This is a genomic window from Luxibacter massiliensis, assembly GCF_900604355.1.
Classification (GTDB): domain Bacteria; phylum Bacillota; class Clostridia; order Lachnospirales; family Lachnospiraceae; genus Luxibacter; species Luxibacter massiliensis.
Genome location: NZ_UWOE01000001.1, coordinates 103959 through 128001, shown reverse-complemented (window position 1 = coordinate 128001; position 24043 = coordinate 103959). Strand labels below are relative to the sequence as shown.

The following is a 24043-nucleotide window of genomic DNA, read 5'->3' as shown; positions in this document are numbered from 1 at the left end:
GGTTCTCCAATGTTCGCAAGCGTCGCTTTGCGGGCAGGCTCTCCCGGCAAATTTACCGCCCCAGTTCCAGCAGGTAGTACCGCCATTTCTGCTGCAATCCCAGTACGCGCAGCAGCTCTCTTTATGTGCCATGTTCTACCTCGCTTTCCCGGTGTACCGTGTCACGAATTTTTTATAGTCCTGCGCCGCCCCGCAGCAGGGGCTATACTCATAAATCGGCTTAAAATTAAATGTGCTTTCCGCTACTTTTCTGGAATATCTGATAACTCCTAAAATGCTATATTCCCGTTGCCCTCTAAATTGGCTACTTTCCAGCCACTCCTTGCCTGCTGCCTCTCCGTCCGTATTCTGGTATGCTGTAATCAATATCCCCCGCAGGCAGAGGCGCGGGTTAATCTGCTTCGCGTCCTCTATCTGCTCTGCCAGAACGTCCAGCCCGTCAAGCGCCCATTCGTCAATCTTCACAGGTACTATAACCTCGTCCGTTACTGCCAGCGCATTTACCACGTTAAGCCCTATATCTGGCGGATTGTCGATAATGCAGTAATCGTAATACCCGCTTATCCAGTCTGCGTGTTCCATAAACCGCTTAAATCGGTCTATCTGGTTTCCTGCCTCCTCCGCTGTCAGCTGCCATGTAGCGCCCATAAGTGACATATTGGCCGTAAGAATATCTAAGCCCTCGTAATCCGTGTGCTGTATCAGCTCTACCGCCGTCTGCCAGTCCCCGCATAATATCCTGCTCACTGGCGCTACGCTGTCTGCGTCATATCTTCCATACGCCCGGCTTAAATTCCCCTGCTTGTCATTGTCAACCAGCAGTACCTTAAATCCTCTGCGGTACAGCTCATAAGCCATATTTACCGCCGTAAAGGTCTTGGCTACTCCTCCCTTTAAATTCAAAATGCTTACTGTCCTCATTCTCTACCTCGCTTTCTTGCGCCGCCTCCGGGCGCAGCTGTTTGTATGTCCCCTACTCTTTCGTGCTATCACGTTTTCCCAAACGTCTGCCCCGGCTCTCCCAGCTGCCCGGTATGCAGTAAATACCGCTCCACCAGTTCTGCCGCTGTCTGCCAGCCGTAGCATACCGCCGTAAAATATCCCTGCTGCCGCAGGTAGTCTAACCAGCTCCTCTGTTTTGCCGTTGTCGTGTTCTTCCTGGCCTTAAGCTCTATGTAAAGCCCGTGGTATATTCCCCTCGGTGCTGGTAAGCAAATATCCGGCACTCCTGCCTTTACTCCCTGCCGTTTCAGTGCTATTGCCGTCGCCGCGTCCCGCTTTCCTCCGTTTGGGACGTGGTGCATATATTCCAGCTCCGGCATACGCCCAGTATTGTAGGCCGCCCAGCTGAAAAGCGCCTCCTGCTGCCCGCTCTCGTCGTCCAGTCTAAAGTTTCTCATGTTCCCGCGTCTCCTCGCTTTCCTTTTTGTCCGGGTTTTCTTCCCATTCGTGTAATTGATTGATAGCCGACGTAATCCCCCGCAGAATAAACCAGATGATTTCTATAACGGCCAGCGCTATAAATACAATCCCTGCTATCAAAAGCACTTTTCCCATATTGTTCTACCCTCCGTCCTTTTCGATTTCTACAAGTGTGTATCTGAAATATCCATACCCGTAATAATCTGGGCTGTGTATTCCCTTGCTTATGCTGTCCTTATCCACGTAATACCCTTTTATCGCCCTCGGCTCTGCCTTAAACCATGCGCGCTCTGTTATTATCCTTATCTCCGGCTCCGGCCTCACAAGGTTCTTGCTGCAATTCCAGCGCTTACCCTGTAGCGCCCCGTCCTCTTTCGTTCTATGCTTGTCCGTATACTTGATAAAATAGCTTGCCAGCTTCGCATAATTCCCGGTATCGTCCAGCGGAAAAACCTTTACCCTGTTGTGCCCCTCATAAGCCTTATACCAGCACTGCTGCAATACCTTTGTGTCTATCTGGTTTATGACAAGGTGGTGATGTCTCGCCCCTTTGTCTCCTATCTCCATAACGTGTATATACTTAAGCTCTTTCCCCTGTCTCCGGTACTCTTTCCGTAGTTCCCGCAGGAATATATCTATATCCTCCCGCATTTGCTCCCGGCTCCTTGGCTCTTTGCCTTTCTCCCGTATGTAATCCAGTACAACGTGATAATCTCCATAACCAAAATTAGCGTTCATCAGGATACGCAGCTTTCTTTCTGCCTGTCTGGTATTTACCTTTACCTGCTGCTCCTTTGTGGGCTTAACCTTATCCCCTCTCTTTATCCCCGGCTTTTTATATCTGCTGGTAAAGTAACGTTCTACCTCTATGGTCTTTCCAGCCCTTGTTATCCTCTCTACGTATGGCATATATTTTTATCCTCCCTGTCGGATAGTTAATACTTTTATCAAGTGGTAAAACGGGCATTTCAGCCCGTGTAATTCCTTGACTTTTCGCCATACAATGCTTATACTGGTCTTGGGTTGAAAAGCTGTATAGCTTAGCCCCTATGGTATTCCCGTACCGTAGGGGCTTTTTACTGTTGTCATGGATTTACAGGCGCTTTGCCGCTTTCTTCTTACGGATTTCCTTAATCTGCGCCATCAATCCTTTTTCTGTGGCTTCTGCCTCCTTATGGCGTTTCAGCTCCTTGTAATCCGCCCACAGGCTGCGGAAAATTGCAATACTCTTTCCGTTCTGCCCGTAATAGCTCAGTCTGTTTGCCTCATTTCTCAATACTGCCCGTCTTAATTTCCTCATTCTCCCAAATCTCCTTTACAAAAGTTCTATGTGTGTAATCGCAAACTCATAGGCCGCCCGGTACGGTAATCTGCAATCATAACCAGTGCAGGTATGTAACCTGCTCCCTTTGCAGAAATTGCAGCAGTTCATTTTCGCGTATCTTTCTGCTTTTATTTCCTCCTGCCGCCTATCGTCCAGCAGCTTAAATGCCAGCCTGTCTGCGTTTACTACCTCGATACCCAGCCTGTCTGCCGTCTGTATCTCCCGGCTCATACCCTCGCTTACTCCATATTTCACGCCAACTATGACAAAATCACAGGTCTTAAGCAGCGCCATACCCGCAGCTATTCCCCGCTCCCGTTCCTGCGGCTTTTTATCATCTAAGCACTGTGTCATATATAAATGCGGCGTTATTGGCGCTAATCCAGCATTGAGCGCCTGCCTTGTAAGCGCCTGTGCATACTCTATATTTCTATCCAGCTCCGCGCCGTCCTTTGCCCGGTACGGGCTGCAAATATATACCCGCTTCATGCTCTGCCCTTTCCGGCTCTTTCCGCCCTCTGCTGTGCCTCCGCTCTGGCCTGCTCATTCCCTGCCAGATATGCAGCTAAGCACATCAAATCATCAGCGCTTTTCTCGTCGATAAACTCACAGTCAAGACAGCATTTGCAATACCCTGTAATCTGTATGTACCTGTCATATACTTCCTGCGGCGTTTTACAGGCTTTTAAGCTGTTTACCATGTTCGCCAGTTGTGTAACAGCTTTAATTCCTATAGCTCCACCCTTTCCGTGGGCTTCTATTCTGATTTCCTGCATTTTTGCCGTTCCGTCTGGATTTACAAAAAGTTTACTTCTCATTCCCTGCCTCCATTTTCTCTATTAGCTGTACGGAAAGCTCGTAAGCAGTCCGGCGCTCCGTCTCCCGGAAAGCCTCTTTTCCGTCAGCGTAATATGTTGCTACTTCCTTGTCATATTCCCGGCTCTGGTATCTACCCAAAAGCCTTACTTTTGTCCCCTGCTCCCAGCCTGCCACCTCGTCTGCGGTTTCCTGCCAGCAGATACAGGGGATAAAGCAGCTGCCCGGCGCAAGCTCCTTTTGTACCTTTATGAAAATGTCTGATATACGCTTGCCTCTGGGCGTTTCCCTGTGCGTCGGCTTAAACACAATCTCGCCCGTTATGGCTACGTCGTCCTGAAATTCTGCCTTTGGGCTTGCAGCTACATAATCAGCCAGAATAAATACAAGGCACTTTCCTGTTTCAAAGTCCTTAAGCGTTTGTATCTTCCCTGTGATTAAAAGCCTGCTGCCCGGCGCAAATTCCTGCAATACGTCAAGCTCTCCCTGGGCCGCCTTATGCGGCGTGTCCTGCTCAAAGGCTACCACTACCTCGTCCTTTATCCCGCTCGGCCTCGGTATCTCGATTTTCCCCAGATACCCAGCGAACGGCAGGCCGCATATCTGCGTAACCTCCGCCAGTTCCTTAACCTCTCCCACCAGCCCCGCCACGTTCCGCGCTCTCCCGCGCTTTGTCAGTTCCTCTAAAATCTCTTTATTGATTTCTCCCAGAAAATCCGGCTTTTTCATCTTCTCCACTGTTGCCGCTCTCCTTTCTTCCGTTTCCTCTCGTACCCAAATAGGTACATATCCATACTTACAATGTCCCCGGACGGCAATAACGCGCGGTTTTCAAACCACCATGCGCCCGCTGTATCCCGGTAATAATCAAAGACAAGCTGCCCGTTTCTTTCGTCCCCGTCCAATGCTCCGCTTATCTTGCTGCCTATGTATGTCACGCCTCGCCCGCCTGCGCCGTGTGCCTCCATGCTCTCAATGCTCCACGCCTCTTTATATGCCACACGTTCCAGTTCCGGGCTTATCTCTCTAAACTCCTGCGCCATGATTAAGAGAAAAATGCGGCGGGTATCAGTTCGTACCCGTCTATATCCTCGTTTTCAAGCGGCCTGTCATACTCCACATATCCCCACGCCTGCCGCCCAATCTCCGGCACATATTCCCGGCTGCTGAAATTATGGATAAGCATAGCCGGGTTATTCTTTGGCTTTGGATATGCCCCCGGCGTGACCGGGCGCTGCGTGCTGTAATACCTGTATTTCACGCTCATACCTCCCTTTTTCGCTTATATTTGCAGTAATGCCAAACGCATATCACCTTATAACTGTTCTGTGCGTAATCCTTGCTCATGCAAGCCCCGTTTTTATCGTCATGGAAAATACATTCTTTGCAATAATCCGGGTGCTGCGGGTGTAATATAATTTCTGCCATGCTATTTCTCCGGCATTTCATAGACGCGCGGTATTGCTACCGCTCCCGGCTGTACGTCCATTCCGCCGCGTATTAACGCTGGCCCTCCGCTCCACGTCAAATACTGGGCGCATACGCGCTGTATCTCGTCCAGCACTTCTAAGCAGCGCTCCTTACTCTCATACTCTGCTATCTCCTCTAAGCAGCCGTCAGAAATGCAGATTGTATGGTGTACTCCTGCCTCTTTCCCTCTCTTAAAGTCCTGTTTTTCGCTGTATTCCAGCGCATTAAATGAAATTCCAAAACGGTACAGCTTTTCTCTGTTCTGGCTCCGTATGTAAACCTCACTCATTCCCTGCTCCCTCGCTTTCCTCTGTATATTCCGGCTCTCCGTGTTCTAAAAATCCCTCCAAATATCCGGCACACACTATATCAATGTCCTGCCCTGTGCTGCCGTCGCTGTTTATCGTGATTTCTCCGTAATATCCATATACCGCTCCGTCCGGCGTGTATATGGTTATGGTTCCTTTTGTGGCTGGCTCTGGTATCTCAATAACCAGCGGCTCCGCCTGCTCCTGCTGCATAACCTCTGCTACCTGCTCGTCCGTCTGCGGCTCTGCCTGCTGCCCTCTCCACCAGATAAGCATAAGTAGCAATACCAGCGCCGCTATAAATGCCCCTGCGCCTGCTGCCGCACGTATCAGCGCCTTAAGTATCCTGTTTTCTCCGGTGTGCCTGTGCTTCTTTCTCAACCTTCCCCCTCCTCCTTTTTCTCTATCATGGCTGCCCGCTGCTTTCTATCTATTCCCTGTGCCATGAGTGCCATTTTTATGTCCCGTTCATTTGTAATATCAATCCCTCCTTTTGGCGCGTCCGGCGGGAAAATTTTCTGTGCCTGTATAAAAGCGCTCATAAACGTACTAAGTTCCTCATAAAAAATATTTCTGTAAAACTCAAACTCAAGCTCTATTTCTATCTTTTGGGCTTTCGTGCAGTAAATCCCTATTTTCTGCCGCCTGCCGTATGACCTGTATTCGGTTCTGTCGCTTTTCGCTCCCATAACCTTATAAATGCACTGCCGCAGCAGCCTAATTTCGTGCTTTCCGTTATAAGAAAAAAGCGTATACTCATACTGTTCTGCTTCCAGTTCCTCCAATGAGTTTATGCCGTTCTTTTCCAGAAGCCTTGCAAGCATTTTAGAGGCTGTGTCTTTCTCTCCCCCTACTCCCCTTTCTGCCAGTGCTTGCAGTTTCTTAATTCGCTGTAGCGTTTTCTCCTCCATGCTCCGCCTCCTCTTTTGTATTTGTTTCAATCTCAAACCTCAATTTCATTTGTGCCGGGTACAAGTCTACCTCTGGTCGGCTCCTGCCCGTCCACCGCAGGCCGCCGCACTCTCCTACGCATTTCCACCCTGCCGCTTTTAAACTGCTCCCCGGTTCCGATTTCAAAATATAGGTAATCAGTTTCTTATAGCCTAAATTTCTCGCCGCTCTCCATGCGGCAGAATACAAAAAACTGCAAGCGTTTCTTGTGCCGTCTGTGCATAGCCTGTTTACTTCCAAAGTAAGCCCGTTGTCTAAATGCCTGCTCACTGGCCTGCCTACGATTGCTACGCCTACGATTTTCTCCCCGTCGCTGGCTGCAATACTGAATTTATGCCCCGTTACTGGCCTATGGTGTCTGTGGTGCTGCTCCACAAAAGCATTTGCTTCTTTTAGAGTGATAGGTACTAATTCAAGCCCCATACTTTCCGCGCCTCTCTTTCGTCTGCCAGTAAAAATTATTCGTTATCAGCATTTCCCGGCTGAATACCAGATACAGCCCCAGCGGTACAGTCAATACCGCTATTGTCGCGTCTCCGTCCAGCAGCCATACTGCAAACGCTGTAAAGGCCAGCACTGCTATGCCCGTTAATTTCTGCTTGATAAAATACCAGCGCCTCTTCCTGCGCAGCTTCTCCCGCCTGCGCCTGTGCCTCTCCGCTCTCTTATGTTCCGCTATTGCCTCTGTGCTGTCGGTAAGTATAATGACCGCGTACCTCATTCTCTGCCTCTCCTCCTGCGGCGGCGCTCTTATCTGCTTCACGGCCTCCGCTCTCCTACTCTGGCGTATATTTACTGTGTTGGCGCTTTTTCGCATTAAAAAAGCTGCTTAAAAACCTGTTGACCTGCCACATACTCTATAGCTGGTATGACCGCTGCTATTTTTTCACAGTATACAGATACGGCTATTTGCCTGCCGTCCTCTGCCGCAGGTCTGCCAAACCTGCTACAAATACGCCTTGCTGGAATTGAACCAGCGCCCCGCCTCGTCCGGCTACGGTATTCTGCCACTAAATTAAAGGCGCTTACTGGCGGCAGCCGCCGCCGTTAAAGTGTTTTCTGTGCCTTGTCTGCGCTGTAAGTCTCCTGCGTGGCTCCGCAGCGGGTAAGCTCTTTATAAATCGTGTCTCTATGCACTCCCAGCGCTGCTGCTATCTCAATTACCCTGCTGCCTGCCTTGCTCATGCTCTCTATGGTCTGTCTGTCCTTATAGCACAGTCTTTTGTATTTTCTCGCCACCGTTACCGCTCCTTTCCATGTGGGCGGCTTATGCCGCCCTATACTTCAAAATTATTTGTTGCTATCGCTAAATCCCTTAATGCCTCGTTCTGTCCTTCTATCTTGTAGTATTCAGATACCAAATCCATGGCTTTGTATATATTCCCAGTCTTTGCCAGTTCTTCTACCAGTTTTTCAATACTACACCAGCGTTTCCCGTCTCCTTTTTCCGCACACAGTTCTTGCAGTTCACGGAAAATCTCTGTTTGTCTTTCCCCGGCTTTCGTTATTCCTTTATTCCATTCTGTATACTTCTCTTTCAGCTGTTTCTTTGTCATATTGCTTTTTCCTCTCTTTCGTGATAAAAAAATAAGCGCGTCCAGAGATTTTTAGTCTCTAAACGCGCTTTTCATTTTCCTGCATATAAAAATGAAATTCGGCTTGAGATTTAATATCTCTTGTCGAATTTCATTCTAAAACTTATCTAATCCCCCAGCAACATCTATCAGTTATTGGCAGGATTCAGAAAATTTTTCTTCCCACTCTTGGTCTGTCAGCCTGGGCGTATACCATTTCGCAACGTCCATAGTATCTGAACTGATAACCAGGTTTGAGATATATTGATACCGCCCATCCTCCATAGGGCGTACTGTCAATTCGCTGGAAAACGCACAGTCTGACTCTTCTATTTCCCATACTGCGTGAATGATTAGTTTTAATGTGCCATCCTCCTGCCTGTCATATGCCACCACTTCCGGATAAGGCCCATAGGGAGGCTCTGCAGCATACATGCACCTGGGCCGGTACCGGTAAGTCCGGGATTCCCCATGGCAGACAGTATTTTTTTGTATCTCTTCGCTGCCGGCCTGAAAAAATGTCTGTATCACCTCTTCAAACTCAGTCCCTGACACCTCATACTCGGTCCCCTCAGAGCCTGCCTCATAGGGGGGACAAATTCTCCATATTTTCTGCACCAGTTCGTAATTGACCATGTTGATCTGATTATCTGTATCTACTGCCGCGTACCCCTGGCTTCCCAAATACCGTACGCTATCCCTTTTTAACCCCAGTGTATCTAATGCGTTTTGTAGTATATGCAAGTCAAGTATATTTTTTAAATATACTCCCGGCCCTCTCATAAAGAAAGCGCTCTTAGGCAGGTCTATTCTAACAGTCCCTGCCATTCTGGCTGGCCTGTCATATAGCCGAATGATTCTTCATCACGAAAGCAGTTCATCAGGTTCTTCCTTAACTCTTCTTTAAAATCATTAGAAATTTCCCTGAATGCCATATGCCCGTACAAAGGGGAATTGCAGTAAGAGTTTATTTTATCCACACCCGAAAGCATACGTCCAACGCAGTCCAAGGTCTGCTGCACATCCTCTTGCGCCCGTATAAACTCTAACTCAGCCGAGCACTCATAATATTCGCCCATATCAAATAATCTGGCAAGCTGTTTTAGTTTTTTAGCCAACATTTCAGCTTTTTCTATATTGTGCTCCCTCATACTCATAGCAAAAATACTGCTAAAAATCATATTCAGGCTTTGATATCCAGAAAACAGCAGCTCCTCATATGCCTTATAAGCTTCCTCCGTGCGCCCTGCCTTATCACAGAGAAACGCCTTTTTTCTCTTTCGCTCTGGATTTTGCGTTGATAAATACTCTAGATATTCCTCTGCCTTTTCGTACTGCTCTTTTCTCATATAAAAACCATATAAGGAATCCGCTGCTGTAGTCTTTACGTATTCCTCATCACTATCCAAAAGTCTCTCATAAATACTTTTTACGTACTCACCATACTTATCAGCATCCGTAACCTCTCTTGCAATATAGTTTCCCTCCAATGTAACTGACATCCAGAGAAGAAGATGTTCGCTATTTGGATATTTTTCCATCTTCCCTTTTGCCCATTGGAACACTTCTCCATACTCCTCTGTTTTCAATCGGTCACTTACTTCCTGAACCAGGCCGTTTATCTCTTTATCTGTAAGTTCCCCCCGGAAGGAAAGCAGGGTATCAACAGATATATCCAGTAAACGGGCAATGGGAGCCAAAAGCATAATATCCGGCATAGAATTCCCGTTTTCCCACTTATTGACTGCTGGCGCCGTCACTCCCAGCCTATTTGCCATGTCCTCCTGCGTCATGTTTTTTTCTTTTCTATATTTTCGTATAACTCCTCCAATTTCCATGTGAATCGCCTCCTAAAATATGTTGGGCCGGCCTTTATTGATTTCATCATATCAAATCATGGCTGCTGCCACAACTGAACCCCCGTTAATATTTAGTAAATAAATTTAACTAATGTTCATACTGCAAAGGAGACAATATTCAACAGTATAGGTACCAAGGTAACTGTTGCTCCTCATGCCAATATAATTCTTTCTTTTTGTTCTTCTAAATTCATTATTACTTTTCTTTTCTTGTCGAATGTGTTTCTTATCTTGCTATTTTATTGACAGAATGCTTTCGTACCGATAAACTTAATTAAAACGCTTTATACAACCAAAGGAGGCGTATGCTTATGGAGGCTAAATTTCTTTCTCACTCTCTCCTATACAAAGGAGATTATGAATGTTTATTGCGTACCCCGCAAAACGAACTCCCATACCAACTTCATTACCATGATTTTTATGAAATTGTATTATACTTAGGCAATGCCGGTATTTTTAAAATCAATGGCAAAGAATATATTATCCGCCGCGGAGATATAGCCCTAATTAATATGTTCGACCCACACACTCTTGTTTACAACAAAAATACTTATTATGAACGCTTCAGCATGAGTATTGATCCCAGTTTACTGCTCTCCTTTAACACACCCTACTCCAACCTTCTGGACATTTTTACCAAAGAAAACAGCCACTATCCTATTTTCCACGTGGATGGCAAATGTTTTGATAAGTATCTCACACTACTCCATCAATTCGACCAACAAAAACCTGCCCATGGACAGGATATTTACGAAAAGGCCCTCCTCCACCAGCTTGCCTCTTACCTTTACAGCGACTGCTACGACGGAATCCATTTCGATAATACAGATTCCCGGCATGTTGCAATGATTGCAGAGCTAGTCGATTTTATCAATACACATTTAGACGAAAACCTATCTTTAGACCGTCTTGCCCAGGAAGTCAACTATAGTGAATATTATATTTGCCGCATCTTTAAAAAGGTAACAAAATATACTTTAACAAATTATATTGTTGAAAAAAGAATCGAGAAAGCAACACATTACTTAAAAGGCACTCTTTCCATCCATAAAGTTGCTGAAAACGTAGGCTTTAACAACTATAGTTATTTCTATAAAACCTTTTTTAAATATATGGGTTTCAGTCCCCAGGAATATAGGAAACGCTATCAAAATTCTAATGAAACCAATTCCGTATAATTTAATTCCATTATGGTTTCCAACAAAATAAGGACACAAGTCCCTCTGACTTCTGCCCTTATTTTTTATTCCTTTTACGCCTCCTGCGCTTTCAAAAATTCCCTATCTTTTTCCACTACCCCTAACTCTTTTCCAATTTCCCTTAACTGCATTATCAATGTCTCAGGCAGAATAATTCCTTCTTTTAAATTTTTCCTCTTATTCGTATATTCAATCTCCCCCGGGTATTTCGCACTGTCTATATCTGCCCTCACCGGCAGTCCTTTAATCATATCAATATATTTTTGGGCATCTTCGTGAAACTGCTGTAAATCACGAAAAGCGCTGATGTTGATACATCCAAAACTCTGACTGGAAAGTTCCGGTGTTCCAGGCAAGTCCTGATCATTGACATCCTGGGACAATACGCCGCCGGAAAGCAAAGTTGAAAATAACTCAACAATGAATGCAATCCCAAAACCTTTATGCTCCGCCATAGGCACAAGCATTCCATATGAGGCAAGGTCTGTTGTAGATCTTCCTTCTCTATCCAAAAGCCACCCTTCGGGAATCTGTTTTCCAGCCATGGCATATGCTTTTGCCTTTCCAAATGCGGCAGCACTTGTAGCCATATCCACACAAACCTCTGGATATTTATTTCCTGCTGCAAATGCGAAAGAAAATGGATTATTTCCGATAAACGGAATTGTCACTCCCGGAGGCGCCATGGATGGGTCAGTATTCGAGCACGCAAAGCCAATGTACTCATTGCCGGCAAGTTTCATGGCCCAATGGCCTGCCATACCAAAATGGTTACTGTTTTTGACGGACACAATGGAAATCAAATTTGACTTCGCTTTTTCACGGGCAATTTCCACAGCTTTTTCGCCTGCAACGGCTCCGAGGCCTCCCTGGGCATCCATAACTGCTGTATTTAATGTCTCTGATATAATCGGATATGTACTTTTGGACGATGCCCCGCCGCCCCTAATTTTATCAATATATGGCTTGGTGCGAAGCACCCCATGGCTGCTTACCCCCCTGACATCCGCATGTACAAGAAGTTCTGCAACGGATTGGGCCTGCCCTTTGGCAAGTCCGGCTTTACAAAAAACTTTCTGTGTAAATGCTTCTAACTGCTCTGCTGTTACCCTATAGCTTTTCATTTTTGTACCTCCGCGTTATTATGAAAATAAATTTACAGCTTCTATCCCCAAAAACTTGCAAACCATTGTCATAGACTGCACATGATTCCCTTCTTTTACGACCAGATGATGATCCATTCCTTTTTCCATTAATCTGTCTACCACCAGACTTGCTTTATCCCTTACGTGTAATTTTACCAGCAGTTTTTCTCCGCCCTGTACCCATTCTTCATGGGTTGCCTGCACAACATCCGCTTGTTCCACCAAAAGCTTATATTTCCCTCCTGCACCTGCAATACTGGAAATAGTCACCTGCTCCATTGGCTTCACAGGTACGCCTACAAATGTACCCTTTTCGCCGCTTTGTGATATCTGTACCTTATTAATATTTTCTGCAAGGGAATGCGCTGTACTTCCTTCATGGGCCAATGCCAGGATCTGATTTTCATCATCCATGCTCCCAACCTCCCCCAGTGCACATGCGCCGCCTTTTGCCGCCCTGTTCAGCATGTACATAACCATGGTATGGCCGATATCTCCTTCTGTATCAACAATGAACCCTTCATCTGCGAGCCAGGAAGAAGTAAGGTTCATAAGTCCGCTGAACATAGGATAGCACTCTGCAGCAATAGCATCCAGGGCATAGTTCTTTGAAATTTCCTTTGTTGCCATATAAATTTTTGCCATATACCTCATGGCTACATCATCTGCCTTGATAATCCCTGTTCGTTTTGACAGGCATTTCAATGCTGCCTCTGCCTCTTTATCGCTAAAACTTTCAGCAAGTGATATAATCTCCGCCATTTCTATATGGATCAAGGTCACTCCAAACTTTCTGGAAAACTCCCACTCCTCATTGCTCATATCCTGTGGTCCGGCAACCCTCCAGGTTTGGCGTGGTCCCACTAGCGCCAGCCTCATTCCTTTTATAGCCTTTATAATCTGCCCTGCTTCAGCAACTGCCTTTACTTTCTCCACAGCCTCCTTGTTATCCCAAAGGCCATACACATATTCGTATTCAATCCCCTGGGCTTTTAAGATTGCGCCGAAGTGCTGCACACATCCAATAGAAAATGTCTCGGTATAAGGCACTGCCCAGAAAACTGTGGGCAGGTTCAACTCATTTATAAATATATATTGCATTGAATCCATAATCCATGTAACTTCTACAATTACCAGCGCATCCAGGTCCTCTTTTTTGAACTGAGCGCAGACTTCCACCGCATCCGCCGCATTCCACGCAACTTTACTCCCATATACAACTTCTACATTTTTATTAGAAAGAGCTTTGCCAATTCCCCCTAGTAATTCTTCTGCCCTTTGTCCTCCACTTTCATATTCACATGTTACACCTACAAGTCCGATTCTTGGCTGGTTCATATTTTTCCTCCTATTTTTCTATATGGCTTGGAGCACAGCTCCATGTGATTACTGCTGCTTCCATCCCAATATTAGTCAGTTCATGTGGTTCCCCTTCTTCCACCAGGATGATATCCCCCTCTGATAACTCGAAAAACTCTGCCTTTTCTGTATTATGCATCATAATATTTCCCCTGCTCACATAAAAGATTTCATGTGACTGCGGGTGGCCGGGATCAATCCCCCCTGTCTGTCCGGGGAGAAGCGTAGAAGAACCAAATGTAATTTTACCCGTAGCCAAATACTCCCTGCATACTTCTGGCCCGTCTAAAAAGACTGCCGCCTCCTCTTTTCTTATCACTTTCATACCAATCCACCTACTTTTATCACTTTCTGCCTATATATTATTTTGTTCTATCAAAGCACTCCGTCAGATCCAAAAAAGTTTTTTATACATTGCATACCCTGCCCCATATTCTTTTATATTCTCCCTAGAGGGAGAGATTCTTTCTTTTACCTCTACCATACTGTCTGCCGCGCTTTCCACACTTTCAAAACTGCCCACTGCCACTCCGGCCAGAATAGCCGCGCCAAGGGAGGCGGCCTCTCTTGACTTCACAGTTTCCAGTGTTACCTGGCTGATATCTGCTTTAATTTGAGACCATACTCTGCTCTTTGAACCGCCTCCCAGAGACCGCACCTCTTTTACTTCTATTCCCATATCACGCAGGGCCTCTATATTTCTCTTCAATATGTATCCCAGAGATTCCATAATAGCTCTCATAAAATGCGCTCTTGTGTGCTGGAGTGTGAATCCAAACCATACTCCCTTGGCCCTGGCATTTACATCTGGGGCAAGAGACCCTGCAAGATGAGGAAGCATGACAAGACCGTCGCTCCCAGGAGGAACCTGCTTTACTTGCCTGCTAATCATCTCATATGCATCCCCCCACCCATTTTTCTCGTATAACATTTCCAAATCACAGAACTGGTCCCTAAACCAACGAAGCGTCATTCCTCCATTTGTAAAAGTATGGATCATATACATCCCTTTGAGGGGGAAGCAAAACAGCGGCATCTTACCTGACGGATCAAAAACCGGGTTATTGACAGGTGCGCATACTGCCAATGCAGCACCGATTGTCTCTGAAAACATCCCCTCCCTTATATTTCCTGCCCCGATTGCTCCTGCCGCCTGATCCAAGGCTCCCATGCATACTGTTACTTCCTTCCCCAACCCTAATTCTTCTGCCGCTTCCGGGAGGATCTTTCCGATTACTGTTCCAGACTCTTTCACCGGCGCTAATTGTTCCTCACTGATTCCCAGATATTGCAGCATCTCCTTCCAATACACTCTGTTGGTGATATCCCAATAGGTGGAGGAACATACTAGAGAGGGTTCCGTAGCATATTTTCCTGTCAATCTATAAATGAAATAATCTTCTATTAAAAGAAATTTATTTGCCTGTTCAAATATAGCTGGCTCATGTCTCTTTAACCAGAGGAGCTTCGATGCAGGCCAACATGCTTCAAAGCTGACTTGCCCGGTCTTCCTATAGCAGGCGGCGTCCCCAAAGACTCTTTTAAGTTCTTTTGCCTCCTCCACTGCCCGGTTATCCATCCATACAATTGCGTTTCGTAATGGTCTCCCTTCTTTATCCAGTACAAACAGTGTCTCGCCCTGGGCTGACATGGCCAACGCAATCTGTGTATCTGCTGCCATTTTATACTGTTTTTTTAAGTCATTTAAACCCATCTTAAACGCATTCCAGTATACTTCTGGTGCTTCCTCCACATAATTTGTCAAAGGAGTCAGCAAATCATATTCCTGGGTTGAGACAGCCAAAATATTCCCAGTTTCATCAAAGAGCGCAATCTTCATTGCCGTGGTTCCCAAATCCAATCCCATTAAAATTCTCATTGTATATGCCCCTTTTACTTATTTACTACATTGACTGCATTGCCATGTAAAAAAGCCTTAAGATTATGAATTGCGATGTTCATAAGCCGCTCTCTGGATTCCTTTGGCGCCCAAGAGATATGCGGAGTTATAAAACAATTTTTAGCCTTTAAGAGAGGATTGTCTCTATGAATTGGTTCTGCTGAGACTACATCCACCCCCGCCGCATACACCTTTCCACGATTCAAAGCATCTGCCAAATCCTTTTCTACAACCAGCGGGCCTCTGGAATTATTCAAAATAATGATACCATCTTTCATTTTCTCAATATTTTCTTTACAAATAATCCCTTCCGTCGAGGGGAGCAGGGGACAATGGACGGAAATCACATCTGCTTTTTGAAATAACTCCTCACGGGTAACATATTCTGCAATTGCTCTTCCACTTTCATTAGGAAACTCATCATTGGCGATTACTTTCATCCCTAATGCTTTTGCAATCCGCCCTGTGGCCTGTCCGATTCTCCCGAATCCAATAATCCCCATTGTCTTGCCCGCCAGCTCAATCAGGGGATACTCCCAGAAGCACCAGTCAGGATTTTCTGCCCAGCGGCCGTCGTGTACGGCTTTATTGTGATGGCCGATATGATGGCAAATTTCTAATAACAACGCAATAGCAAACTGTCCTACTGCGTCTGTTCCGTAAGTTGGAATATTCGTTACTGTTATCCCCTTTTCCTTTGCCGCCTGTATATCCACCACATTATATCCTGTAGCAAGCACGCCAACATATTTTATATGCCGGCACTTTTCAAATACTTCTGCTGGCATTGGCGTTTTATTTGTAAAAACCACTTGCGCATCTTGGATTCTCTTGATTATTTCTTCTGTGTTTGCCGGAGAAGTTCTGTCATATACTGTCAGCTCTCCTATTTTATCCAGAGAGTCCCAGCTTAAATCTCCCGGATTTAAAGTATAACCGTCTAAAACAACAATCTTCATTCTGCCCATCTCCTTATATCCATTTTCTCAAGAAATATTTCCTGTCTATATCATAATGAATTTCCGGGGTTTTCGTCGATTATTAATCTTGCACTCTGCCTTTCTTATCTTGCTATTTATACTCGCCGCCAAAAGAATACAGTCCCCTAAGTATCAAGGAATTTTAAGGGGACTGTCTGCATCCGATTTATTTTGTCTCCAAATAATCTCTTGCCCACACAGAAGGCTCCGTTTCAATATTATCCGCCGTAACAACAGGTGTAGTAACCCAGTTTTCTTTCTCCACCGGATTCCCAAGATAAAGGTCAGCTACTACTTCCACAATCTTTTCTGCATGTGCGATATTATCAAAAGCAATTCCTGCGTCAATATATCCATCTACAAATGCCGGGTATGCTTCTGGATTGATATCCTGCGTACATATATACATATGTCCTTCTTCACCACGCCTTACCCAACGCCCTGCTTCCTCTAAGGCTGACTGCACTGCCGGGAATGCAAAGTCACTTGCTAAAAAGAGTACTTCCGCATCGGGATTTGCTGCCAGGGCGTTACTCAGGCCACTCTTAAAATTTTCTGTCTTCCACTCAGTCGGAACTGTCGTAACAGTCTCCCACATGCCCCTATCTTCCTCAACCTTGGCCCAACCGTCAGAACGGTTTACAGAGTTAGGATCCCCTGTGCTCCCAAAAAGCTCGATTGCTTTGGCGCTTTCTACGCCATCCTCTTCCAAGATATCTGCTAAGGCCTCACTGGCCGTTACGGCCTGCTCATACGTCTCCTGCCCTACATGCGCATCTGCCAGCTTTCCAGAGTCCTGGTGATCCAGTGTGACAACCTTAATCCCTACATCCTGTGCCTTTTTAATAGATTCACCGATGGTCTCTGCATTATTACACCAAATAACCATTACATCCACCTGCTGGTTAATTAAATCTTGAATGTTGGATGTTTCCTGTACTGGAGTCCCGTCGCCTACAACCTCGATCCAGTCAAACTCCACACCATACTCTGAAGATTTTTCCTCTCCAAATTTTTGCATGTATTCACTCCACACGGTCACATTTACATTTTGCTTTTCATGCCATGATACGCCTACGCGGATCACCTGTTTCCCTTCCCTATCCGTATCCTTGTTTTTATTTCCGCATGCTGTCATGGCCAGCAGTACCATCATACACATCATAATACATACAACACTTTTTAATCTTTTTTTCATAGTTCTTCTCCTTTTCACTTGAAATAAGCTTGTATAGTATTCATCTTCACGCTTCTACAGCCTCTCCACTCTTTTTCTTTTTTACCTGTACAAATGACTGATAAGACTGTGCGTACATTGCTATGAAAATAATTCCTCCTTGTACTAACTGGTAAGCATAAGGCGAGACCCCCATAAAGTTCAGTCCGGCCTCGATAATCGTCAGTGTCATCACACCTATGGGCAGTCCTTTCAGCACATGCCCTGTACCGCCAAACATGCTGAACCCGCCTATTACACAAATTGCAATCGCTGTAAATTCTTTCCCTTGTCCAAAGGCCAGAGTTACGCCGCCTACCTGGAACGAGAGCATAAGTCCGCTGATTGTTGCAAGCAGTGCAGATAATATAAAATCCAATATAACAAGCTTTGGCACATGAATCCCCAATTTTACTGCTATCTTCTCATCATTTCCAATGGCAGTAATCAATCTTCCAAACCTCGTACGGCTATGAAGGATATATATCGCAGACAAGATGGCCACAGCAATTACAATGTCAAGAAAAACAGGCCCTATTTTATACGTTCCCAGTCCCCGGATTTTCTCTGGCAATGAAAGGGGCATTCCTCCAGATATGGTTCTCGCAATACCTCTTACTGCAATCATCGTCCCCATTGTTGCTATCATTGGTGTTACTTTCAAAACCACTGCCAACAAGCCGTTTATCAGTCCAACTGCCATCCCGGCCGCTAACGCTGCGAATAGTGCAATCATTATATTTATCTTCATATTTTCAATGAGTACCGTAAAAACAGCCGTTGCAAGGTACATAACTGAACCAATTGATAGATCTACTTTTCCTGTCAATATAATCATTGCCGCCCCTGCTGCAAAAACAAAATTAGGAGCCGCGGTATGAAGCATGGAAATAATATTTCCTGCAGTGCAAAAATGATCTGTTACAAGAGAAAAATATATAAATACGAGAACAATAATAATTACAAAACTATATTTCATCAAAAATTCCTTTAAATCAAATCTGATTTCAGCCTTTTTCATATTTTTCCCTCCTTTCACCTAAGCGCCGCCGCCATTAGCTCTGTCTGTGTAGCTTTTCCTGAAAGTTCCTGTACAAGCCTGCCATTATGCATGACCAAATATCTCTGGCTTACGCTCATTAATTCATCAATGTCCGACATAATAACCAGCACAGCCGCCCCCCTCTCAGAAAGTTCCCTAATCACTTTCATGACATCCGCTTTTGCCCCAATATCCAGGCCTCTAGTTGGTTCGTCCAAAATAAATACCTTTAAATCTTTTTGGAGCCATCTTCCTAAAATAACCTTCTGTTGATTCCCTCCGCTCAGCGTGCTGATGGGTTGATTCAAGCTGGCCACTTTTGTTTCCAGTCTCTTTACATATTTTTCACAGATTTCCAGTTCCTTGTGCTTATCAATAAAACCTGGAATCCTGCCCGTAAGATTTTTTAAGTTTGCTGATGTCATATTATCTTTTACAGACATTTCCAGAGCCAGTCCATCTACACGTCTGTCTTCCGTGACAATTGCCACATTTCCAATCATTTTTTTAGGGGAGACCTTTTTCAGCTGCCCATCTTTGCCAGCTATGAGAACGGTTCCTTCATCCATTGGGTCTAAGCCTGTAATACATCTTACTACTTCTGTCCTCCCGGCTCCCATTAACCCCCATAACCCAACAACCTCACCCTCCCGTATCTCAAAATTGATATTCTCAACAACACCTTTGCGGGTTAAATTCTCTGCTTTCATTACAATTGGAGCATCCTCAGATATAATTTCTGCCTTATTTCCATGCTTTGTAAGTTCTTTAACTTTATCTCCAATCATCATTTGAACTAAATCCCCATGGGTAACATTGGATACCAGATCTTTTCCAGCCGTAATACCGCCGCGCAATACCATGACACGCTGACAAATGGAGAAAATTTCATCCATCATATGTGTGATATAAATAATTGCCACATTTTCTTTGCGGAGTTGTTCAATGACTTTAAACAGCCGTTCCTTTTCCGGCAGGGTAAGAGAGGATGTAGCTTCATCAAAGATAATAATCTGGGGACTGCTTAACAATGCCCTTGAAATCTGTACTAATTGGCGGTCCCCTGCCCCTAGGCTTCCCACCAGTGTATCGGGCGAATAATTGCACCCAAGCTTTTTAAGTACCTCCACACATTTCTTTTTACTGTTTTTATAATCAATCAAGCCGCCTTTGGTCTGAAAATTATTTAAATATAAATTGTCCACAATGGACATCGTGGGCATAAGCGCCATTTCCTGCTGAACAAATGCGATACCATGCTCAATAGCTTCTGTTGGATGTTTAAATTTAACAGCATTCCCATCAATTAGTATCTCCCCGCTGTCCTCCTGGTAGATTCCATATAGGATATTCATCATTGTACTTTTTCCGGCCCCATTCGCCCCAATCAAAGCCAGTACTTCCCCCCTATACGCCTCCAAATCAATTCCTCTAAGCACTCTGTTTGCAGAGAAACTTTTTGTAATCTGGCGCATCTGCAAAATTGCTTCACTCATTTTGTTTCCCTCCTGCCTTGTTTCACCATATCAAGTGCTACGAATACAATAATCAGGACTCCTTTAATTACTAAATTTGTATTATATGAAAGATGAAGCATATTGGTAAAATTACTTATTATTGTAATAAAAATAGCTCCGAATACGGCTCCATAGGCTGTTCCCACGCCACCGTTCGTACTGGCCCCGCCTACAACCGCAGCGCCTACAATGTCCATCACAATTGTATCTTCCCCAAATGTTGCTGAAGCTGAATTCATTCGGGCGCTCAATATCACTCCTGCAATTCCTGCCATGGCCCCGGAAATCAAATATGTAACAAAGATTGTTCTTTTAGCAGGTATTCCCGATACTTCTGCCATTTTAATATTGGCGCCTGCTAAATACAGCCACCGTCCCATATAAGACTTCTTTAAAAACAGTCCGGCGGCAATCATTAGCAGGACCATAAAGAATATCGGAAGAGGAAACCCCCCAATATCAAAAAGGACTGTCTGCTGAAAGGATGTATGCATTCCCGTAACCCCGGATGAATTGGTTATCCACATACAAAAACCAAAAGTTATCATTTGCATAGAGAAAGTTACTACAAAAGGAATCATGTTTAAATATGCAATAGCAAATCCGTTAATTAGTCCACACAATATGCCTATTCCGACCATAAGCAGGAAAGCCGCCAGGGAATTCCCCCCATGTCCCATATACATTACTCCAAGTATTGCTGCAGTCGCCATTACTGGAGGAATAGACAGATCGATCCCTCCGCCGATTAAAACGAATGTCATGCCAATAGACATAACTGCAAGAGAAGAGGTCTGGAGTAAAATACTTGATATATTACTCAATGTCAGGAAATATGGATTTTGGGAAGTAATATATATGACACTTATAGCCAGAATCACAAACGGCAGTGCTGTTATCGCAGCAGATATTTTATCTGCTTTATATTCTTTTTTATGAATCATTTCTTTCAGGCTCATCGCCCCGCCTCCTATCCAGCCTATATTTATTCTTCATCCCAAGTATCCAGAGACGGAAATGGCAGTATCTCTCCACTCATCCTGATCGTATCTCTCATTCTATTTATTCTCGGCCTGATTGTCTCATAAACTTCCCTCGGAATAAATTTGCGCATTTCTTTATTAAACTCTATCTCATGTTTAAACTGCGGATGATCCTTTGTTAGAACTCTGCCTGTCCTTGTTTTAAATACAATAGAGAGCAGATCATAATACGCTCTGCAGGCACAAGTATCATCACTCCATACATCCAAAAACCATTCGCCTTCCAGTGAGACAATCATATCCGCATATGCCACAATTTTTTCTTCCCATGTTTCTGGCAGCTTATCTTCCTTATCTATCACACAGGGAAGATTTGCCCCTTCTACATACTCTTTTGTCAATCCCGCAAAATCATGTAATTCAATGCATCTTGCCACTTTTTCACTATAACCTGCGTCTCTCGCTATCTGTGCCCCAATAAATGCATGTTCTGGCATATCATCTTTCTGAATCTGGCTGATTCCTACATCATGCAGTAATGCCCCCATCTCGCATACGTATCTGTCTACTTTAATGCCTAATTGCTTTTCCACACCATCTGCAATTAAGAGAGCCACATCTCCTATCACAATTGAATGGTGTATTTTGTATAACGGAAGTCCCACCTCTGCCATAAGTGCGACTGCCTTCATTCTGTCCGCTGAAAACTCCTCAAAATACTTTAAATCATAACTTGCCTTGGTATAAGGCTGCACCACATATTTCGCCATTTTTCGTTCCTCCTTTTTCTTTTTCATTTTTTTCTGGTCTAATTTTTTGTGTTTTTATAATATATCATCCTCTTTCAAATTCCGATTATATATCTTGCACAACACATTTCATATTTTGCTATGTTCATATAGTCAAAACATCCATATCCCCTCCTTCTCCTTAACCTTCTTTTATTTTTACATTTATATTTTTATAGAACAATCCTACTTTCCAGGGAAATATTTGGCATATTCCCATAAATCATCTGATTCCTCCTGTACTATACCCGCCGCTATGGCTGGAAAGAGCAAGATAAGAAATAGTAATTGCAAGATTGATAATCGACGGAGTATTAAAAAATAAATAATATAAAAACAAGAAATATTTCTGAATAAAACAAATGTAAAGGAGATAACAAGATGAAACTAAACAAGATAAGAGAAATCTTAGACCACAAGGGGACAACTGTTAATACTAGAATCTGGAGCACCTGGCCCACAATAGTGGAGGCCGCCGCATCCACAGGAAGCTTTGATTATTTCGAATTTCTTGCTGAGTACGCCCCTTTTTCACTGAACGACCTTGAAAACTTTGTCAGAACTTGCGAGCTGTATGACACTGGTTCCATGATTAAGGTTGATTTCCAAAACAGGGCCTATGTTGCACAAAAAGCTGCAGCCGTTGGTTTTCAGGCTATATTATTCACTGACCACGAGACGCCAGATCAGATAGCAGAAACTATTAAAATGGTATCTCCAAAAACTCCCGAAGACGATGGCAAATTCGGTTACCCAAATGCACGGTGGATTAAATACCATCCAGAATTAAAGCAAATGGATTACGCCGCTATGAACAGAAGTCTGGTAAAAGCATTCATGATAGAAAAAAAAGAGGCTATTGATAATATCGAAGCAATCTGTTCTATTCCTGGCGTAGATATGGTTCAATTCGGACCATCTGATTATTGTATGAGCAGAGGCTGGAACTGTGCGGAACACAAGGAGGATATTAATGAGGCACACGAAAAAATGATCAAGACAGCGCTGGCCCATGGTGTGCAGCCACGTGTAGAGATCGCTTCCCCAGAGGAAGCAGAATACTATAAATCCTTAGGCGTAAAACATTTTTGTATACTTGACCAGATGGACATACTTATGGCTGCATGGAACGGCCCCTGTAAAGATGTCAAGAAAATAGCTGATTCAATTTAGTCAAAGTCCCGATATAAGCATACGGGGCAGCAAACCAACAGCAATGCAAGCATCGGAATATTAACCTCCCGGAAACTGCCAAACAGACATGGGAACTTGTCCGCTTGGCTCGTTACTCGCGGGGATAAAATGAATACAAGAAAGGTGGAAATATAAGATGAGTATGTTAGATAAAATTATCATTATGCTGACCCATAATGATATGACAGTTCCAAATGCGATTGAGATTTTTGAAGAAAACAAGGATCTTCCCATTCAATTTTGGGGTTTTAAAGATGTGGGCATGGAGCCGGATAAAATGGAGCATCTGTGCACAAAGATGAGAGAGGCCGGTAAGACTTCATTCCTTGAAGTGGTTTCTTATACGGAAGAGGAATGTATGCGGGGCGCCAAACTCGCAGTGGAATGTGGGTTCGACTATCTGCTTGGCACTTTATACTATGACAGTGTTGCAGAATATATCATGGAAAACAACTTAAAATATTGTCCATTTGCAGGAGAGGTGTCCCAAAGTCCCAGTATTCTTCAAGGAACTCTGGAGGAAATGCTTATGCAGGAAGAACAGTTTGCACAAAAGGGAGTTTTCGGGACAGATTTGCTCGGATATCGTTATGTAGACGGAGATCCAAACATTCTTTCCGCCGAATACATAAAAAATTCCAAAAATCCTGTTATTCTTGCCGGAAGTATTGGTTCTGAAGATAGAATGAAATTGGTAAAGGATATGGATCCCTGGGCATTTACAATGGGAAGCGCCCTCTTTACAAAAAACTTTGCAGAGGACGGCTCCTTCCGGGATAACCTGGTTTATGTTATCGAATTCTTAAAGACACTGTGATAATATAGAGGCCAATATCGAAGGCCTATAAGTCAAAGCCCCCGATGCAAGCATACGGGGCGTCAAACTAACAGCGATGCAGGCATCGGGGTATTAGACCCTCGCAGCAGTCGCCAAATGGACATGCAAACATGTCCGCTTGGCTTGTTGCTCGCGGGAATAAAAATCTTTTCTGAAAC

Annotated in this window: 32 protein-coding genes and 1 tRNA gene; 3 read left to right on the top strand and 30 right to left on the bottom strand. The window is 44.4% G+C overall.

All coding sequences use genetic code 11. The features are described from left to right. Positions 1-135: 135 nt before the first annotated feature. The 20 genes from EFA47_RS00660 to EFA47_RS00570 form a co-directional block, all read right to left on the bottom strand. Positions 136-921, bottom strand: coding sequence for a ParA family protein (locus EFA47_RS00660; RefSeq protein ID WP_122641557.1), 786 nt, complete (start codon positions 919-921; stop codon positions 136-138). 68 nt (positions 922-989) lie between these two features. Next, the gene (locus tag EFA47_RS00655) at positions 990-1400 is read right to left on the bottom strand and encodes a VRR-NUC domain-containing protein (protein WP_122641556.1); all 411 of its coding nucleotides are present in this window, start codon (positions 1398-1400) and stop codon (positions 990-992) included. Continuing rightward, the gene (locus EFA47_RS19735) at positions 1387-1557 is read right to left on the bottom strand and encodes a hypothetical protein (RefSeq protein ID WP_164689894.1); all 171 of its coding nucleotides are present in this window, start codon (positions 1555-1557) and stop codon (positions 1387-1389) included. The genes EFA47_RS00655 and EFA47_RS19735 overlap by 14 nt, the downstream gene beginning before the upstream one ends. Positions 1558-1563: 6 nt before the next feature. Then, positions 1564-2331: a rolling circle replication-associated protein gene (locus EFA47_RS00650; protein WP_122641555.1), complete on the bottom strand. Its 768-nt coding sequence runs from the start codon at positions 2329-2331 to the stop codon at positions 1564-1566. A gap of 184 nt (positions 2332-2515) precedes the next feature. Beyond that, positions 2516-2722 (bottom strand): hypothetical protein, encoded by a 207-nt coding sequence (locus tag EFA47_RS00645; RefSeq protein ID WP_122641554.1) that lies wholly within the window; start codon positions 2720-2722, stop codon positions 2516-2518. 15 nt (positions 2723-2737) lie between these two features. Further along, positions 2738-3235, bottom strand: coding sequence for a DUF7768 domain-containing protein (locus EFA47_RS00640; protein WP_122641553.1), 498 nt, complete (start codon positions 3233-3235; stop codon positions 2738-2740). Continuing rightward, complete coding sequence (locus EFA47_RS00635) at positions 3232-3564, bottom strand: hypothetical protein (protein ID WP_122641552.1); 333 nt, start codon at positions 3562-3564, stop codon at positions 3232-3234. Before EFA47_RS00635 ends, EFA47_RS00640 begins: the two co-directional genes overlap by 4 nt. After that, the gene (locus EFA47_RS00630; protein ID WP_122644346.1) at positions 3554-4291 is read right to left on the bottom strand and encodes a single-stranded DNA-binding protein; all 738 of its coding nucleotides are present in this window, start codon (positions 4289-4291) and stop codon (positions 3554-3556) included. Before EFA47_RS00630 ends, EFA47_RS00635 begins: the two co-directional genes overlap by 11 nt. Next, positions 4288-4563 (bottom strand): hypothetical protein, encoded by a 276-nt coding sequence (locus EFA47_RS00625; protein ID WP_164689893.1) that lies wholly within the window; start codon positions 4561-4563, stop codon positions 4288-4290. Before EFA47_RS00625 ends, EFA47_RS00630 begins: the two co-directional genes overlap by 4 nt. Before the next feature lie 44 nt (positions 4564-4607). After that, the gene (locus tag EFA47_RS00620) at positions 4608-4829 is read right to left on the bottom strand and encodes a defense against restriction DarA-related protein (RefSeq protein ID WP_235853181.1); all 222 of its coding nucleotides are present in this window, start codon (positions 4827-4829) and stop codon (positions 4608-4610) included. Between the two features lie 162 nt (positions 4830-4991). Then, positions 4992-5321: a long-chain fatty acid--CoA ligase gene (locus EFA47_RS00615; RefSeq protein WP_122641549.1), complete on the bottom strand. Its 330-nt coding sequence runs from the start codon at positions 5319-5321 to the stop codon at positions 4992-4994. Further along, on the bottom strand, positions 5314-5721 hold the full coding sequence (locus tag EFA47_RS00610; RefSeq protein ID WP_122641548.1) for a hypothetical protein: 408 nt from the start codon (positions 5719-5721) through the stop codon (positions 5314-5316). The genes EFA47_RS00615 and EFA47_RS00610 overlap by 8 nt, the downstream gene beginning before the upstream one ends. Continuing rightward, the gene (locus EFA47_RS00605; protein ID WP_122641547.1) at positions 5718-6251 is read right to left on the bottom strand and encodes a DUF2786 domain-containing protein; all 534 of its coding nucleotides are present in this window, start codon (positions 6249-6251) and stop codon (positions 5718-5720) included. The genes EFA47_RS00610 and EFA47_RS00605 overlap by 4 nt, the downstream gene beginning before the upstream one ends. Beyond that, positions 6223-6714 (bottom strand): XF1762 family protein, encoded by a 492-nt coding sequence (locus EFA47_RS00600; protein ID WP_122641546.1) that lies wholly within the window; start codon positions 6712-6714, stop codon positions 6223-6225. The genes EFA47_RS00605 and EFA47_RS00600 overlap by 29 nt, the downstream gene beginning before the upstream one ends. Beyond that, entirely contained in the window at positions 6704-7054 is a 351-nt protein-coding gene (locus EFA47_RS00595; protein ID WP_235853180.1) for a hypothetical protein, read from the bottom strand. Before EFA47_RS00595 ends, EFA47_RS00600 begins: the two co-directional genes overlap by 11 nt. Before the next feature lie 190 nt (positions 7055-7244). After that, positions 7245-7316, bottom strand: a tRNA-Val gene (locus EFA47_RS00590). Between the two features lie 22 nt (positions 7317-7338). Further along, positions 7339-7530, bottom strand: a complete 192-nt coding sequence (locus tag EFA47_RS00585) for a helix-turn-helix domain-containing protein (protein ID WP_235853179.1) — start codon at positions 7528-7530, stop codon at positions 7339-7341. A 38-nt stretch (positions 7531-7568) separates the two neighbouring features. After that, a complete protein-coding gene (locus EFA47_RS00580; RefSeq protein WP_122641545.1) occupies positions 7569-7847 on the bottom strand; it encodes a hypothetical protein in 279 nt (92 codons plus the stop codon). A 171-nt stretch (positions 7848-8018) separates the two neighbouring features. Further along, a complete protein-coding gene (locus EFA47_RS00575; RefSeq protein ID WP_122641544.1) occupies positions 8019-8648 on the bottom strand; it encodes a DUF6070 family protein in 630 nt (209 codons plus the stop codon). Positions 8649-8671: 23 nt separating this feature from the next. Further along, the gene (locus tag EFA47_RS00570; protein ID WP_122641543.1) at positions 8672-9703 is read right to left on the bottom strand and encodes a helix-turn-helix domain-containing protein; all 1032 of its coding nucleotides are present in this window, start codon (positions 9701-9703) and stop codon (positions 8672-8674) included. A 332-nt stretch (positions 9704-10035) separates the two neighbouring features. Between EFA47_RS00570 and EFA47_RS00565 the strand changes: the two genes are divergently transcribed. Continuing rightward, the gene (locus tag EFA47_RS00565; protein WP_164689892.1) at positions 10036-10902 is read left to right on the top strand and encodes an AraC family transcriptional regulator; all 867 of its coding nucleotides are present in this window, start codon (positions 10036-10038) and stop codon (positions 10900-10902) included. Positions 10903-10976: 74 nt separating this feature from the next. Here the strand turns inward: EFA47_RS00565 and EFA47_RS00560 are convergent, their stop codons facing one another. From EFA47_RS00560 to EFA47_RS00515, 10 genes are all read right to left on the bottom strand, one after another. Then, the gene (locus EFA47_RS00560) at positions 10977-12047 is read right to left on the bottom strand and encodes an Ldh family oxidoreductase (RefSeq protein ID WP_122641541.1); all 1071 of its coding nucleotides are present in this window, start codon (positions 12045-12047) and stop codon (positions 10977-10979) included. An 18-nt stretch (positions 12048-12065) separates the two neighbouring features. Then, entirely contained in the window at positions 12066-13406 is a 1341-nt protein-coding gene (locus tag EFA47_RS00555) for a hypothetical protein (protein ID WP_122641540.1), read from the bottom strand. Between the two features lie 10 nt (positions 13407-13416). After that, complete coding sequence (locus tag EFA47_RS00550; RefSeq protein ID WP_122641539.1) at positions 13417-13752, bottom strand: cupin domain-containing protein; 336 nt, start codon at positions 13750-13752, stop codon at positions 13417-13419. Between the two features lie 63 nt (positions 13753-13815). Beyond that, positions 13816-15306 carry a xylulokinase gene (locus EFA47_RS00545; RefSeq protein ID WP_235853178.1) on the bottom strand — a complete coding sequence of 497 codons (1491 nt, stop codon included), beginning with the start codon at positions 15304-15306 and terminating at the stop codon, positions 13816-13818. A gap of 14 nt (positions 15307-15320) precedes the next feature. Further along, positions 15321-16286, bottom strand: a complete 966-nt coding sequence (locus tag EFA47_RS00540; protein ID WP_122641538.1) for a D-2-hydroxyacid dehydrogenase — start codon at positions 16284-16286, stop codon at positions 15321-15323. Positions 16287-16473: 187 nt separating this feature from the next. Beyond that, complete coding sequence (locus tag EFA47_RS00535; RefSeq protein ID WP_122641537.1) at positions 16474-17505, bottom strand: sugar ABC transporter substrate-binding protein; 1032 nt, start codon at positions 17503-17505, stop codon at positions 16474-16476. Between the two features lie 46 nt (positions 17506-17551). After that, a complete protein-coding gene (locus tag EFA47_RS00530; protein WP_122641536.1) occupies positions 17552-18544 on the bottom strand; it encodes an ABC transporter permease in 993 nt (330 codons plus the stop codon). Between the two features lie 14 nt (positions 18545-18558). Then, entirely contained in the window at positions 18559-20061 is a 1503-nt protein-coding gene (locus EFA47_RS00525; protein WP_122641535.1) for a sugar ABC transporter ATP-binding protein, read from the bottom strand. Beyond that, a complete protein-coding gene (locus EFA47_RS00520; protein WP_122641534.1) occupies positions 20058-21041 on the bottom strand; it encodes an ABC transporter permease in 984 nt (327 codons plus the stop codon). Before EFA47_RS00520 ends, EFA47_RS00525 begins: the two co-directional genes overlap by 4 nt. A 26-nt stretch (positions 21042-21067) precedes the next feature. Beyond that, positions 21068-21835, bottom strand: a complete 768-nt coding sequence (locus EFA47_RS00515) for an HD domain-containing protein (protein WP_164689891.1) — start codon at positions 21833-21835, stop codon at positions 21068-21070. A 399-nt stretch (positions 21836-22234) separates the two neighbouring features. Here EFA47_RS00515 and EFA47_RS00510 point away from each other — a divergent pair, with 399 nt between their 5' ends. Both EFA47_RS00510 and EFA47_RS00505 read left to right on the top strand, forming a co-directional pair. Next, positions 22235-23026 carry an aldolase/citrate lyase family protein gene (locus EFA47_RS00510; protein ID WP_122641532.1) on the top strand — a complete coding sequence of 264 codons (792 nt, stop codon included), beginning with the start codon at positions 22235-22237 and terminating at the stop codon, positions 23024-23026. A gap of 157 nt (positions 23027-23183) precedes the next feature. Further along, complete coding sequence (locus tag EFA47_RS00505) at positions 23184-23864, top strand: hypothetical protein (protein WP_235853177.1); 681 nt, start codon at positions 23184-23186, stop codon at positions 23862-23864. The last annotated feature ends 179 nt before the right edge of the window (positions 23865-24043 follow it).